This is a genomic window from Streptomyces sp. NPDC059696, assembly GCF_042733745.1.
Classification (GTDB): Bacteria; Actinomycetota; Actinomycetes; order Streptomycetales; family Streptomycetaceae; genus Streptomyces.
Genome location: NZ_JBHWFG010000003.1, coordinates 171,920 through 186,105, shown reverse-complemented (window position 1 = coordinate 186,105; position 14,186 = coordinate 171,920). Strand labels below are relative to the sequence as shown.

Here is a 14,186-nt window from a genome sequence, read left to right as displayed (position 1 = left end):
GGCAGAGTGGTTGTCGTCGCCACCGGGCAGGGGAGCCCGGTGCCACAGTCGGGGAGAGGAGCGGGACGATGCCCATGCACGGCAGTACGTCCAGCTCCCTTCAGGGCAGCCGGCGGCGGGATCCGGAGTAGCCACTACCCCTCCGTGGAACCCGCCTCGCACGGGGAGCTGCCCGGGGCGGCCGCTTCGAGCACGCGAATCGCACCTCGCGTGGGCCGCCCACCCGGAGGATTGGCCGAGTGGTAAGGCACCGGTTTGCTGAACCGCGGTCGGGTCGTAAGGCCCGCGCACGTTCGATCCGTGCATCCTCCGCCGAGCACCACCGAGCACCACCGAGCACCACCGAGCACCGCCGAGCACCACCGAGTCCTGAGAGCCTGGCTCTTGACGTGGGGCCTCGCACAGCGGGCCCGACGTAACGGAAGTACCCGGCCACGCGCACCGGCCTCGATCATCGGGCTCCGGCGCCGGTCCCGGGGCTCAGCCCAGCAGTCGCTCCAGCACCACGGCGATGCCGTCCTCGTCATGGGAGGACGTCACCTCGTCAGCCACCGCCTTCAGTTCCTCGTGGGCGTCTGCCATGGCGACGCCGTAGGAGGCCCAGGCGAACATCGGGATGTCGTTGGGCATGTCGCCGAAGGCGATCGTGTCGGCCGCCTTCAGACCGAGCCGGCGGGCCGCCAGAGAGAGCCCCGTCGCCTTGGACAGACCCAGCGGGAGCAGCTCGACGATGCCCGCGCCCGCCATCGTGACGGTGACGAAGCCGCCGGCGGTGCGCGTGGCCGCCTCGCACAGCTCGTCGTCGCTCAGCGTCGGGTGCTGGATGTACAGCTTGTTCAGGGGCGCGGCCCACAGGTCCGACGCGTCCGTGAAGGGCGTGGCGGGCAGACTGCCCGTGACCGCGTAGCCCGGGCCCACCAGTACCTCGCCGTCGAGACCGTCGCGGCTCGCCGCCAGGTGGAGCGGGCCCACCTCCGCCTCGATCTTCGCCAGCGCCACCCCGGCCAGCTGCCGGTCCAGCGTCACCGACGTCAGCAGGCGGTGCGCGCCGGCGTCGTAGACCTGCGCGCCCTGGCCGCAGACGGCGAGGCCCTGGTAGCCGAGGTCGTCGAGGATGTGCCGGGTCCAGGGGACGGCGCGGCCGGTGACGACGATGTGGGCGGCGCCCGCCGCGGTGGCCGCGTCGAGCGCGTCACGGGTGCGCTGCGACACCGTGTCGTCGGAGCGCAGCAGTGTGCCGTCGAGATCGGTGGCGACGAGCCGGTACGGGAAGGCGCCCGGGGAAGCCGTGTCGCTCACTTGGCCACCGGCTCCAGGACCTCCCGGCCGCCCAGGTACGGACGCAGCACCTCGGGCACGCGCACCGAGCCGTCGGCCTGCTGGTGGTTCTCCAGGATCGCCACGATCGTGCGCGGGACGGCGCACAGCGTGCCGTTGAGCGTGGCCAGCGGGCGGACCTGCTTGCCCTCACGGACACGGATCGACAGGCGCCGCGACTGGAACTCGCCGCAGTCCGAGGTCGAGGTCAGCTCGCGGTACTTGCCCTGGGTGGGGATCCACGCCTCGCAGTCGAACTTGCGGGCGGCCGAGGCACCGAGGTCGGCGCTCGCCACGTCGATCACGCGGAACGGCAGCTCGAGCGAGGTCAGCCACTGCTTCTCCCACTCCAGCAGGCGCTGGTGCTCGGCCTGCGAGTCCTCCGGAGCGACGTAGGAGAACATCTCGACCTTGTCGAACTGGTGCACGCGGAAGATGCCCCGGGTGTCCTTGCCGTGCGAACCGGCCTCGCGGCGGAAGCAGGGCGAGAAGCCCGCGTAGCGCAGGGGGAGGCGGTCGGCGTCGAGGATCTCGTCCATGTGGTACGCGGCGAGCGGCACCTCGGACGTACCGACCAGGTAGAGGTCGTCGTCGGGGAGGTGGTAGACGTCCTGGGCGGCCTGGCCGAGGAAGCCGGTGCCCGCCATGGACTGCGGTCGCACCAGCGCCGGGGTCAGCATCGGGGTGAAGCCGGCCGCGGTGGCCTGGGCCATCGCCGCGTTCACCAGGGCGAGCTCCAGGAGGGCGCCCACGCCCGTCAGGAAGTAGAAGCGCGAGCCGGAGACCTTGGCACCCCGCTCTACGTCGATCGCGCCGAGGATCTGGCCGAGCGCCAGGTGGTCCCTGGGCTCGAAACCCTCGGCGGCGAAGTCGCGGATCGTGCCGTGCGTCTCGAGCGTGACGAAGTCCTCCTCGCCGCCCACGGGCACGTCCGGGTGGACGAGGTTGCCGAGCCGCTGGAGCAGCTCCTGGGTCTCGGTCGCGGCGGCGTCGCGCTCGGCGTCGGCCGCCTTGACGTCGGCGGCGAGCTGGCCCGCCTTCTTCAGCAGCTCGGACTTCTCTTCGCCGGTCGCCTTGGGGATGAGCTTGCCGAGCGCCTTCTGCTCGGCGCGCAGCTCGTCGAAGCGGACGCCGGACGACCTGCGCCGCTCGTCGGCAGACAGGAGGGCGTCGACGAGCGCGACGTCCTCTCCACGGGCGCGCTGCGACGCGCGCACACGGTCGGGGTCCTCACGGAGCAGGCGAAGGTCAATCACGCGCCCAAGGCTACCGGTGCGGGGTGACCGCCCACGACTCACTATCCAGGGCGCCGCATACGTACCGTTATGGGCGAATTACGTGGGGTGTCAATAAAGCAATCCCCTGTCCCCGGGACGAGGCATCGGGCGAACGTCCCCTTGACGCGAATCCCTTGCGGGGAGCGGGACTTGGCGGTGTGTTGTCCACAGGAATCCACACCCCCCGGAAAGTTATCCACAGGCTGTGTGGAAGATCTGTGGACTTCGGAATTGATCACTCCGGAAGGCGTGGGCACCCCTGAGAATTCCCAGTACAAACCCGCTTTACCCTCACTTTCGAGTGGAAATGGGTCACCCCTAAGAGTTACGCAAGGGAAAACGGTGGACGAAGGGTGACCTGCCTGCAGATGGAGGTATCCGGGGCCCGTAGGGCGATTTGTCGACTGACTCGCCCTTCGTTGTCGACTTGTCCCCAGGTCGAGAAGCGGACCTGTGGATAACTTCTGTGGATAACGACAATCAGCAGGTACGACCGGCCGGAACCGCCCGGCGAACCCGGCTGGAAGCGCCCGGTGACCTGGGCTAGAAGCGTCCGTCCTGGCACCGCGCGACCCAGTCCGCCGCCCCCGCGAACTCCTCGTCGGACGTCCCCAGCCGCGGCGGCTGCACCTCTCCCGGCCGCATGTCCGCGCGCGGGTAGGAGCCCAGATAGCGCACCTGGAGGCAGATCCGCTTCAGACCCATCAGGGCGTCGGCCACCCGGCGGTCGGAGATGTGGCCCTCGGCGTCGATGCAGAAGCAGTAGTTGCCGATGCCGGCGCCGGTGGGCCGGGACTGGAGCAGCATGAGGTTGATGCCACGGGTCGCGAACTCACCCAGCAGGTCGCGCAGGCCACCGGGGTGGTCGTCGCGCTGCCACAGGACGATCGAGGTCTTGTCCGCGCCGGTCGGCGCCGCGGGCCGGGCGGGCCGGCCGACCAGAACGAAACGCGTCTGGGCGTTCTCCGCGTCGTGGATCTGGGTCTCCAGGGCCTCCAGGCCGTAGCGGGCGGCCGCGAACTCCCCCGCGAAGGCGGCGTCGTACTGGCCCTCCTGAACCAACCGGGCGGCGTCCGCGTTCGAGGCGGCCGACTCCCAGTGCGCGTCCGGGAGGTGCTTCTTCAGCCAGTTGCGCACCTGCGGCTGCGCGGCCGGGTGGGCGGAGACGGTCTTGATGTCCGACAGCTTCGTGCCCGGGCGGACCAGCAGCGCGAAGGTGATCGACAGCAGCACCTCGCGGTAGATCATCAGCGGCGTGCCGGCGACCAGCTCGTCGAGGGTGGTGGTGATGCCGCCCTCGACGGAGTTCTCGATCGGCACGAACGCGGCCTCGGCCTCGCCCGCGCGCACGGCGTCGAGCGCGGACTGCACGGACACGTACGGGATGAGCTCCCTGGTGGCGGCCTCGGGAAGCGTGCGCAGGGCGACTTCGGTGAAGGTGCCCTCAGGACCGAGATACGCATAGCTCGCTGGCATGACCTCACCCTAATGGGCTCGCGGAAGCGCTATCCCCCACAAGCCGAACCATCCAACCCAGGAGTGACCCTCACCCCTCCAGCAACTTCTGTCCCACGTACTCGCCCTCCGCGGCCCCGCCCGGTACCGCGAACAGTCCGCTCGACTCGTGCCGGATGAACTGCGACAGGGCGTCGCCGCGGTCGAGCTTGCGCTGTACGGGCACGAAGCCGCGCAGCGGATCGGCCTGCCAGCAGATGAAGAGCAGACCCGCGTCGGGCACCCCGTCGGCGTCGATGCCGTCGTGGAAGGAGAAGGGACGGCGGAGCATCGCCGCGCCGCCGTTCTGGTCGGGCCGGGTGATGCGGGCGTGGGCGTTGATCGGGACGACCAGGTTCCCCTGGGCGTCCGTCTTCTCCAGGTCCATCGGGGTCGTCTCGTTGCCGCCGGACAGGGCCGCGCCGTCGGACTTGCGCCGTCCGATCACGGCCTCCTGCGCCTTGACGGAGAGCTGCTCCCAGTCGTCGAGGAGCATGCGGATCCGGCGTACGACGGCGTAGGAGCCGTTCGCCATCCAGGCCGGTTCGCCCTGCTGTGGCTTCTCCGGCACGAAGATGCGCTGGTCGAAGTCGGCCTCGTCCGGCTTGGGGTTGCGGGTGCCGTCGACCTGGCCCATCAGGTTGCGGGCCGTCATGGGGTGGGAGGTGGCGCCCGGTGAGCGGTTGAAGCCGTTCATCTGCCAGCGCACCTTGGCGGCCCGGCCCGTGTCCTTGTGGATCGCGCGCAGGGCGTGGAAGGCGACGAGGGCGTCGTTGGCGCCGATCTGCACCCACAGGTCGCCGTTGCTGCGGTTCCTGTCGAGGTGGTCGGAGGAGAACTCGGGCAGCGGGTCCAGGGCGGTCGGACGCTGCTTCTCCAGGCCTGTCCGGGCGAAGAAGCTGTGGCCGAAGCCGAAGGTGATCGTCAGGGAGGCAGGTCCGGCGTCGCGGGCGACGTCCGTGTCCCCGTGGGTGCTCGGTTCGCCCGCCATGAGCCGCCGGGCCGTCTCCGACCAGCGGCGGAGCAGCGCGGCGGCCTCCTTGCGGCCGGCGCCCGGGGCCAGGTCGAAGGCGACGAGGTGGCCGCGCGCCTGGAGGCCGTCGGTGATGCCGGGCTGATGTTTCCCGTGAAACATCGCCCGGTCCGTGCCGAGGGAGGTGAGGGGAGCAGCCGCTTCGGAGGGGGCGGAGGTGTAGCCCACGGCGGCACCCGCGGTGCCGAGGACGAGCCCGGTGGCACCGGCGGTGCCGAGCAGCCGCCGTCGTGAGATGCCCTCGTGCGCGGGGGCCGCTTCGTGCTTCCCCGGGCCGGTCTCGGGGGTGCGGGCCTTCGGGAGGGACTGGTCTGGCATGGTCGTTCAGCCGATCTGCGCGTTCTTGGAGACGGTCACCTCGTCGATGTCGGAGGTCCGCACGGTCACGTCGACCTGCCAGTCGCCGGCCATGGGGATCTGCACTCCGTTCGCCGACCAGTGTCCGGTGGCGAGGTGGTCCGGGACGACGGGCAGGGGCCCGATGTCCTTGGCTTTCAGGGTGAAGTCGACCTTGACCTCGGGGATGTCGAACGCCCTGCCGTTGGGCCGCTCCACGTAGACGTGCATCTCGTTGTCGCCCACGCGCGCGGGGTCGAGGTCGATGGTGACGATGCCCTTGCCGTCCTTGCCGCCGGTGTCGAACGGCATGTTCAGGGTCAGCGCCCCGGACGCGCCCGTGTCGGCGGAGGCGGACGCGGAGGACGAGGTGGCCGCCTTGGCCTCCTGCTCGGTGCGTCCCGGCTCGGTCTGTGTCAGCACGGTGGTGACGGCGAGCAGCACGACCGCGACGCCGGCCTCGGTCAGCACGGAGCGGCGCAGTCCGAAGCGGTTCGGGTCCGCGTCCCGGATCCGCTTCCGCCGGGCGGCGTCCCGGGCGGCCTGCTGCCGGGCGAGCTGTGCGGCGCGTTCGGTGCCGGTGGACGCGGCGTCCGCGGACTCGTCGTCGGCGGCTGCGGGCTCTATGGCGCCGGTGTCATCCGTCCGCGCGCCGACCCGTTCCTTCTCCCGGACCGCCGATGCGACGGCCGGTGCCGTCTCCGTCAGGCGCCCCGTCCACCGGCGGGAGATCCACGCGACGCCGACCAGGACGAGCACGAGGGCGATCTTGGCGAGGAGGAGCTGCCCGTAGCGAGTGTCGGTGAAGGCCGACCAGGAGCCGAGCTGGCGCCAGGACTGGTACGTCCCGGTCGCGATCAGTACGAGGACGCCGCCGAAGGCGACCTGCGAGAAGCGGCGTACGGCCGCCGCGTCGACGGGCGTCTCGGCGGGCGCGCGGTACAGGGCGACCAGCAGCGCGCCGAGTCCGCCGAGCCACGCGGCGACGGCCAGCAGGTGGAGCACGTCGACGGGCATGGCGATGCCCGCCTGGAGGCCGACGGAGGCGTGTTCGGACATCGCCCAGCTCGCCGCGAGCCCGGCCGCCACGACGACCCCGCCGATCGAGAGCCCGAAGGTCAGGTCCCGCTTCTCCGCGGCGTCGTCCCGCTTGTCGTACGCCCCGAACAGCACGGCGATGAACAGGGCGGCCGCGGCGAGCAGCAGGAGCCGGGACACCAGGGCCGCGCCGGTCTTGGTCTGCAGCACCTGCCCGAGCAGGGACAGGTCGAAGACGTCCGCGACCTTCCCGGAGCCGGTGAAGGAGCCGCGCAGGAGCAGCAGCGCGAGGGTCGCCGCGGTGAGGGCGACCCACCCCGAGACGACGTACCGCTGCACCGGCCGTACCCCGGATCCGCGCTGCCAGCAGGCGAGCACGAAGGCGGCGCCGCCGGCCATCACGATGAACCCGGCGTAGGACACGTACCGTCCGAAGCCGTAGAGCCAGCCCACGACCCCGTCGTCCGTCGACTGCCCGGAGACCGACACGGAGGTCTTGGAGGGGGCGCCGATGGAGAAGGTGTAGGCGCCGGCGACGGGGTGGCTGTCCGCGGAGACGACCTGGTAGGCCACCGTGTACGTGCCGTCGGGCAGGCCCGAGTGCAGCGGCACGGCGTAGGTCGTGCCGCTGACGTTGGCCGGTTCGGCCGTGTCGACGCGCTTGCCCTCGGGGTCGAGCACGCGCAGGGAGTCGTCGGACAGCGCGACCTGCTCGGAGAAGGTGAGCGAGATCCGGGCCGGGGCCTTGTCGACCACCGCCCCCTGCCCGGGGTCGCTGCCGGTCACCGCGGCGTGCGCGGAGGCCGGGCCGGCTCCGGCGAGGAGTGCGCAGGCCGCGGCCAGGAGCAGCAGCACCAGTGCCCGGACGCGGGGGGCGATGGTCGGTGTCACGGAGGTCCCTCCCTCAGTGTCCGGTCGTCGGGGTGTAGGTCGGCGGCTTCACCGGCATCTCGACCTTCACCGGGTCGGAGTGCGCGAAGTGGAGTTCGACGGAGACCGTCTGACCTTCCTTCGGCTTGCTCTTCAGCTGCTCGAACATCAGGTGGTCGCCGCCGCTCCGCAGCTCCAGCCGGCCGCCCGCGGGGATCGTGAGGCTCTTGACCTCCTGCATCGCCCCGTCGACGGTCTCGTGCACGGTGACCTGCCCGGCGATGTCGCTGGTGACCGAGGTCAGCTCGTCGGCGGCGTCGCCCTTGTTGGTGACGGTGAGGAAACCGGCCGCCATGTCGTCGGACACGGGCTGCGGCATGTAGGCGGAGGCGGCGGAGAGTTCCGGCGTTCCCGAATCGTTTCCGCCGTCGGCGTCCGAGCCGCCGCAGCCCGCCAGGGCCAGGGCACCGGCTATGGCGAGGGCGGCCGGGGCGAGTCGCCGCCTCACGGGTTCTCCCCCTTGATGATCTTGGGGAGGTCCTTGGTGTAGTCGTCGACGTCGGCGCTCTCGCCGTAGAGCACGTAGCCGGCGTCGGTCTTCGGCGAGAACGCGATGACCTGGGTGCCGTGCTCGGAGATCAGCTTGCCGTTCTTGTCCTTGCGCGTCGGCTCGATGGAGATGCCGAGGGTGCGGGCGCCGGCCTGGATGGTCGCGAAGTCACCAGTGAGGCCGACGAACTGGGTGTCGATGCCCTTGAGCCACTTTCCGAGTTCGGCCGAGGTGTCGCGCTGGGGGTCGGTGGTGACGAACACCACGCGCAGCCGGTCCTGTGCGGCCTTGGGCAGTTGCTTCTTGGCGACGGCGATGTTGTTCATCGTCAGCGGGCAGACGTCGGGGCAGTGGGTGTAGCCGAAGTAGACGAGCGTGGGCTTGCCCTCGGTCTCCTTGCGGAGGTCGTACTTCTTGCCCTGTGTGTCGGTCAGGACCAGGTCCGGCTTCTCGAAGGGCTTGTCGAGGACCGTGGCGGCCTTGTCGGAGCCGGCTTCCTCGGAGACCACGGAGACGGGCTTGTCGCTCGGGTCGCCGCTGCCGCAGGCGGTCAGGGTCAGGGAGGCGGCGGCGAGCAGCGCGGCCGCGGCGAAGGTCTTGGTGCGCATAGAAAAATGTCCCAGATGTCGGTGACCCGGCGCGCACCGGGGCCCCGCACGGGGCGGGGATCCGGCGCGCGCCGTCAGCGGAGGCAGCCTCAGGCGTTGGCCCGCCGGCGTCCGGCGAGCACGCCGTAGGCGACACCCGCGGCGCCGACGACGATGCCGACGACGCCCAGGACGCGGGCGGTGGTGTCGGTGCCGTCGGAGGAGGCGGAGTCGGAGGCGGAGGTGTGGGCGGAGGCCTTCTCCGCGGACTTGGCGTCGGAGTCCTCATCGGCCGCCGCGCCGTGGTGCCCGTCCTCGGAGGCGGCGGACAGCTGCAGCACCGGGGCCGGGTTGTCGGGCTCCTCCTCGCCCTTCTGCGGCACCTCGATCCAGCGGACGACCTCCTTGTTGGAGTACGTCTGCAGGGCCTTGAAGGCCAGCTCGTCGGTGTCCTCGGGCAGCTGGCCGACGGAGAGCGGGAACTTCTCGAAGTAGCCGGGCTCGATGCCCTTGCCGTCGGCGGTCCAGGTGACCTTGGTGACGGCCTCGGTGATCTTCTCGCCGTGCATCTCCAGCGGCTTGTCCAGCTTGGACTTGGTGACCTCGATCTTCCAGCCGGGCATGGGCTCCGGCATGACGGAGGCCAGCGGGTGGTCGGTCGGGAAGTTGACCTCGAGCTTGGTGGTCGAGGCGTTGTCGCGCTCGTTGGGGACCTTGAAGTCGATGACCGCGTAGCCACCCTTGGCGGCCGTGCCCTCGGGCTGCACGCTGACGTGCGCGAAGGCGGGGGCGGACAGGGCGAGAACGGTGATACCGGCGGCGGCACCGGCCGCGACGATACGGGAAGCCTGCATGGAAAGAGCACTCCGCTGTGAGTCGGTCTGCACGGGAAGGAGGGATGCGCGCACACGCGCCTGCCGCACGACGGCGGCCCCTCCTCCGCGGGAGCGGAGTGGTGCTGGTCGCGTCGTGTCAGGCGGCGAGGGCGAGTGCGGCTGCGGAAGCCGTGGCGGCCGGTGGGCCGCGTCGGATCACCGTGTGCTGGAGCGCCGCGGTGCGCGGCATCGGCGGTGCGGGCAGCGTGGTGTGCGCCGGGCGCGGGTGGGCCTCCGGGGCCCCGGGGAGTCCGGCGCGCAGGGCGCGGACCAGTGCGAGAGCGGCTCGCAGGGAGCGCATCAGCGCCCCTTCGGCGACTCCTTGCGCCGACAGCTGGGTGAGCCGCAGCAGAGCGAGGTCGCCGTGGCGCAGCAGCCAGCCGGCGGCCAGGGCCGCGAGGACGTGGCCGAGCAGCATCGGCAGGGACGGCCACAGCGAGGCGGAGGAGCCGGACGCGGTGTCCGCGACCAGATGCGTGTGCGTGCCCGTGGGCGGCTGGATCCGGGCCTCGGTGAGGATCCGGTGGGCCTGTGCCGGGCTGATGGCGGCCGCCGTCGTACCGCACACGAACCGTGCGGCCTGCTGGACCAGTGCCGCGTCACTCCCGCCGGTGGGCACCGAGGCCGTGGCGGCGGCCGTACCGTGCTGGCCGAGGCCGAACAGCGTGTGCAGCACCGTCTGGCCTGTCGCGAGCAGCGCGGTGACCCCCGCCAGTGAGCGCACGCGCCCGGCGAGCGGTGCGGCCACCGCGGCCACCCCGAGGAACCCGGCGCCCAGCGTCCACAGCGGGATGGTGTCGCAGGAGGCGAGCGCGTGACCTGCCCCGGCCAGCACGACGCAGACCGCGGCGAACACCGCGGCCCGAAGGAACCGGAGCGTGTGTCCGGGGCGCGTCGCGTGCGCGTGGGGGGCAGTCATGGCGGGCTCATCATCGCACTGGCCCCGCAGGCCTCGTGCGGCAGGTCCACAAGATGCCGTACGAGCGGAACGTCACGCTCTGGCCCCGCAACGCCCCGGATGGGCCGATACCTGCCCCCACATACACCGATCAGGACCAGCGCGCATCCGCCGTATGGGCGCCGTCACGTCAACTTCACGCTTACACAGGGGGACTCAGGGCAATACGTAACGGTATGTCGAGCCGCGGCCGGGAGGCTGGAGCATGAGCATCTGGTGGTCACTCCATCTGCGGCGCGAAGCTGCGAGCGTGCCGCTCGCCCGCCGCCTCCTGATCGGCACGATGGAGACCGCGGGCGTCGACCCGGACATCTCCTACGACCTCTCCGTCGCCCTCAGCGAGGCGTGCGCGAACGCCGTGGAGCACGGCGGGGACACCGGACGCGGCCCCGGCTCGGAGGCCTACCGGGTCACCGCCTACCTCGACGGCGAGAAGTGCCGCATCGAGGTCGCCGACGCGGGCCCGGGTTTCCCGGTGGCGCCCGCGGGCCGCTCCCACCCGCCGATCCGGCCCGCGCGCTCCGACGCGGAGAACGGCAGGGGGCTGTGTCTCATCGAGGAGCTCGCCGACCACGTCCACATCGGCAACAAGCCGGGCAAGGGCGGAGCCGTGGTGAGCTTCGACAAGGTCCTGAAGTGGCGCTCCGACGCCCCGCTGATGGCGGTCTGACCGACCTGGCGGGTCGGCTGACCGGAGCCTGGGCGGTGTTTCACGTGAAACACCGCCCCTGAGGCAGGCTTCCTTACAGCGCTCCCCAATCGAGCGTCGTCCGGGCCAGCCCCGCCACATCCCTCAGCAGCGCCAGGCGCGCCGCCCGCACCGCCGGGTCGGGGTCCATGACCAGCACCTCCTCGAAGAAGACGCCGATCGCCTCGACCAGCGGGGCGGAGACCTCGATCAGTGCGCCGAGATCGTCCTCCCGCCCCTGCAGCGCCTGCCGGACGGCCTGCGCGCTCTCGGCGAGGCGCAGTTCGGCCGGGGCGGTCAGCAGTGACGCGTCGGCCGCCTCGGCACCGTCCTCGGGCAGGATCCGTACGACCCGCTGGAAGGCGGCGGCCAGAGCCTCGAACGCCTCACTGGAGACGTGCCGCTCCAGCGTGGCCAGCGTGCGGTCGCCGTGGGCGGGCCGGTCGGCCCACACCAGTACGGCCTGAACGAGCCGGTGCTCGTGCCCGGCGTCGGTGAGCTGTTGCTCGTAGCGCCGGGTGATGAGCTCGGCGGCCTCGGCGACCCGCTCGGCGGGCACCTCGACGCCCTGCGCGGCGTAGCGTACGGCCGCCGCACGCAGCCCCTCGCTCACCCGCACCCCGGCCACGGCGGGCACGCTCCGCAACACGTTGAGCAGCCCGATCGCGGCCCGGCGCACCCCGTACGGATCGGAGCTGCCCGTCGGTGCCGCGCCGATCAGGAACATGCCCGTCACCAGGTCGAACCGGTCGGCGAGGGACAGCACGGCCCCCGCGTCCCCGGCCGGCAGGGCGCCACCGGCGGAGCGGGGCAGCTCCATCTCGGCCAGGGCGCGGGCGACCTCGGGGGACTCCCCGGCCCGGCGGGCGTACTCCTCCGCCATGACCCCGGCCAGCCCGGAGAACTCGATCACCATCTGGGAGGCCAGGTCGAACTTGGCCAGCGCGCCGGCCCGCCGCACGACCTCCACCGACTCCTCCGGAAGCCCGGCCCGGCCGGCCAGGTCCTGGGCGAGGGACGCGAGCCGGACGGCACGGTCGGCGACCGTGCCGAGCCGGTCCTCGAAGGTCAGCTTGTCCAGCCGGCGCCGGAACTCCTCCGGCGCCACCTTCAGATCCGCTCGCCAGAAGAACGCGGCGTCCTCGTAGCGGGCACGCAGCACCGCCTCGTTGCCCGCCCGCACCACGTCGTCGTCGCACAGGGCGTTGGCGAACGTCACGAAGTGCGGCATGAGCCGGTCGCCGTCCAGCACCGGCAGATAGCGCTGGTGCTTGCGCATCACGGTGGTCAGGACGCTGGAGGGCAGTTCGAGGTAGCGCTCGTCGAACGAGCCCCGCACGGCGTACGGGAACTCCAGGATGTCGGTGATCTCGTCGATCAGGCCGGCCTGGCCCTCCACGTCGATGCGCCCGCCCACCTCGGCCGCGGCCTCCAGCGCACCGCGCACGACCGCGCCGCGACGGGCCTCGCGGTCGAGCAGGATGCCGTGCATGTGCAGGAAGTGGGGGTAGCCCTCGGCGGAGGTCACCCGGACCTCCGGGTAGGGGGCCTGGCGCTGCACCCGGGTGGTGTCGCCGGACGACAGGGAGGAGACCACCACGGGCAGGGGAGTGCGCCCGAGCAGCGCGAGCAGCCAGCGCACGGGACGCGAGAACGACAGCCCCGGGTCGCTCCAGCGCATGTTGCGCCCCGCCCGCAGCCCGGAGACGACCTCGGCGAGCAGCTCGCTCAGCACCTCGACGGCCGGGCGGCCCTCCTCGTGGCGGGTGAGCGCGACGTACTCGACCCCGTTGTGCTCGACCACGCGCACATCAGCCGCCTCGGCGCCCTGGCTGCGGGCGAAGCCGAGCAGCGCGGGGGTGGGGGCGCCGTCCTTGTAGGCGGCGGCGACCTTGGGCCCGCGCACGGTCCGCATGGTGTCCCGCTCCCGGGGCTGCACACCGTCGACGGTGATCACGATCCGGCGCGGGGTGGCCATCACGTTGATCGCACCGTGCCCCAGCCGGGTCGCCGCGAGCTTGGCGGTGACCGACTCGCGCACCGCTTCGGTGGTGGCGGGAACGTCCGCGTACGGCAGTTCCTCCACGCCGATCTCGAACAGCAGCGTCTCGACGCCGGGCACCTTGGGCAGCGGGGCGCGCTCGGCGGGGGCCGGAGCCGCCGCCAGCCCGAGCGGATGCTCCAGCGCGGCCCGCCGTCGCTCCCACAGCGTGGCCGTCTCGTGCGTCAGCCCCCGCATCAGCGAGAACGCCTTGGCCCGCTCGGTGGTGCTGATCGCCCCGCGCGCGTCCAGCACGTTGAAGGTGTGGCTGCACTTCAGCACGTACGTGTACGCCGGGACGGGCAGCTCCAGGTCCAGCAGGCGCCGGGCCTCGGCGGCGTACGACTCGAACAGCCGGTGATTGGTGTCGATGTCGGCGTCGTCGAGGTAGTAGCGGCTCATCTCGTACTCGTTCTGCCCGAACACCTCGCCGTAGGTGATGCCCGGCGCATAGGCGATGTCCTTGAAGTGGGACACGCCCTGAAGGTTCATCAGGATGCGTTCGAGGCCGTAGGTGATCTCCACCGACACCGGGTCCAGGGCGACGCCGCCGACCTGCTGGAAGTAGGTGAACTGGGTGATCTCCATGCCGTCCAGCCAGACCTCCCAGCCCAGCCCCCAGGCTCCGAGCGCGGGGGAGGCCCAGTTGTCCTCGACGAACCGCACGTCGTGCGCGTTCAGATCGACGCCCAGGGCGCGCAGGCTGCCCAGGTAGAGCTCCTGCGGATTGCCCGGGTCGGGCTTGAGGATCACCTGGAACTGGGTGTGGGTCTGGAGCCGGTTGGGGTTCTCGCCGTAACGCGAGTCGTCCGGCCGCACGCTGGGCTCCACGTAGGCGACGCTCCACGGCTCGGGGCCGAGCACCCGCAGCGCCGTGGCCGGGTTGGCCGTACCGGCTCCGACCTCGGTGTTCAACGGCTGCGTGATCATGCAGCCGTTGTCGCTCCAGTACTTCTGCAGGGTGAGGATGGCGTCCTGCATGGTCAGCGCCGTCGATACGTTCTTCATGGTGATCGCGCCTGTTCCCCGAGTCGGACCGGCAAGGTCGGCCATGATCTCATACGTCAACTGGCGCTGACCTGCTGTTTCTTGACCGACCGGTCGGACGTGCGCCGGGAGGGA

At 71.5% G+C, this 14,186-nt stretch carries 11 protein-coding genes and 1 tRNA gene; 2 read left to right on the top strand and 10 right to left on the bottom strand.

Annotated features, from left to right (window positions below):
- The first annotated feature begins 225 nt into the window (after nucleotides 1-225).
- Nucleotides 226-312, top strand: a tRNA-Ser gene (locus tag ACFV20_RS04615).
- A gap of 168 nt (nucleotides 313-480) precedes the next feature.
- On the opposite strand, the gene ACFV20_RS04610 is transcribed toward ACFV20_RS04615, so the two are convergent.
- From ACFV20_RS04610 to ACFV20_RS04570, 9 genes are all read right to left on the bottom strand, one after another.
- Nucleotides 481-1,299, bottom strand: a complete 819-nt coding sequence (locus ACFV20_RS04610; RefSeq protein WP_385652295.1) for an HAD family hydrolase — start codon at nucleotides 1,297-1,299, stop codon at nucleotides 481-483.
- Entirely contained in the window at nucleotides 1,296-2,573 is a 1,278-nt protein-coding gene (gene serS, locus ACFV20_RS04605) for a serine--tRNA ligase (RefSeq protein ID WP_385652293.1), read from the bottom strand. The genes ACFV20_RS04610 and serS overlap by 4 nt, the downstream gene beginning before the upstream one ends.
- Before the next feature lie 564 nt (nucleotides 2,574-3,137).
- The gene (pheA, locus tag ACFV20_RS04600; RefSeq protein ID WP_385652291.1) at nucleotides 3,138-4,070 is read right to left on the bottom strand and encodes a prephenate dehydratase; all 933 of its coding nucleotides are present in this window, start codon (nucleotides 4,068-4,070) and stop codon (nucleotides 3,138-3,140) included.
- Nucleotides 4,071-4,140: 70 nt separating this feature from the next.
- A complete protein-coding gene (efeB, locus tag ACFV20_RS04595; RefSeq protein ID WP_385652288.1) occupies nucleotides 4,141-5,439 on the bottom strand; it encodes an iron uptake transporter deferrochelatase/peroxidase subunit in 1,299 nt (432 codons plus the stop codon).
- Nucleotides 5,440-5,445: 6 nt separating this feature from the next.
- Nucleotides 5,446-7,386, bottom strand: a complete 1,941-nt coding sequence (locus ACFV20_RS04590) for a copper resistance CopC/CopD family protein (RefSeq protein WP_385652286.1) — start codon at nucleotides 7,384-7,386, stop codon at nucleotides 5,446-5,448.
- A gap of 13 nt (nucleotides 7,387-7,399) precedes the next feature.
- The gene (locus ACFV20_RS04585) at nucleotides 7,400-7,873 is read right to left on the bottom strand and encodes a copper chaperone PCu(A)C (RefSeq protein WP_385652284.1); all 474 of its coding nucleotides are present in this window, start codon (nucleotides 7,871-7,873) and stop codon (nucleotides 7,400-7,402) included.
- A complete protein-coding gene (locus ACFV20_RS04580; RefSeq protein WP_385652282.1) occupies nucleotides 7,870-8,523 on the bottom strand; it encodes an SCO family protein in 654 nt (217 codons plus the stop codon). Before ACFV20_RS04580 ends, ACFV20_RS04585 begins: the two co-directional genes overlap by 4 nt.
- Before the next feature lie 89 nt (nucleotides 8,524-8,612).
- Complete coding sequence (locus ACFV20_RS04575) at nucleotides 8,613-9,356, bottom strand: YcnI family protein (RefSeq protein WP_385652280.1); 744 nt, start codon at nucleotides 9,354-9,356, stop codon at nucleotides 8,613-8,615.
- A gap of 118 nt (nucleotides 9,357-9,474) precedes the next feature.
- The gene (locus ACFV20_RS04570; RefSeq protein WP_385652277.1) at nucleotides 9,475-10,296 is read right to left on the bottom strand and encodes a hypothetical protein; all 822 of its coding nucleotides are present in this window, start codon (nucleotides 10,294-10,296) and stop codon (nucleotides 9,475-9,477) included.
- Between the two features lie 244 nt (nucleotides 10,297-10,540).
- Here ACFV20_RS04570 and ACFV20_RS04565 point away from each other — a divergent pair, with 244 nt between their 5' ends.
- Entirely contained in the window at nucleotides 10,541-11,005 is a 465-nt protein-coding gene (locus tag ACFV20_RS04565; protein ID WP_385652276.1) for an ATP-binding protein, read from the top strand.
- A 73-nt stretch (nucleotides 11,006-11,078) separates the two neighbouring features.
- Here ACFV20_RS04565 and ACFV20_RS04560 read toward each other — a convergent pair whose 3' ends face one another.
- Nucleotides 11,079-14,072 (bottom strand): glycine--tRNA ligase, encoded by a 2,994-nt coding sequence (locus ACFV20_RS04560; RefSeq protein ID WP_385652275.1) that lies wholly within the window; start codon nucleotides 14,070-14,072, stop codon nucleotides 11,079-11,081.
- Nucleotides 14,073-14,186 lie beyond the last annotated feature (114 nt).

Bases quoted from the DNA above. Each gene is read 5' to 3' on its own strand.
- ACFV20_RS04560 (WP_385652275.1), bottom strand. From the start codon at position 14,072: ATGAAGAACGTATCGACGGCGCTGACCATGCAGGACGCCATCCTCACC.
- ACFV20_RS04565 (WP_385652276.1), top strand. From the start codon at position 10,541: ATGAGCATCTGGTGGTCACTCCATCTGCGGCGCGAAGCTGCGAGCGTG.
- pheA (WP_385652291.1), bottom strand. From the start codon at position 4,070: ATGCCAGCGAGCTATGCGTATCTCGGTCCTGAGGGCACCTTCACCGAA.
- ACFV20_RS04580 (WP_385652282.1), bottom strand. From the start codon at position 8,523: ATGCGCACCAAGACCTTCGCCGCGGCCGCGCTGCTCGCCGCCGCCTCC.
- efeB (WP_385652288.1), bottom strand. From the start codon at position 5,439: ATGCCAGACCAGTCCCTCCCGAAGGCCCGCACCCCCGAGACCGGCCCG.
- ACFV20_RS04575 (WP_385652280.1), bottom strand. From the start codon at position 9,356: ATGCAGGCTTCCCGTATCGTCGCGGCCGGTGCCGCCGCCGGTATCACC.
- ACFV20_RS04570 (WP_385652277.1), bottom strand. From the start codon at position 10,296: ATGACTGCCCCCCACGCGCACGCGACGCGCCCCGGACACACGCTCCGG.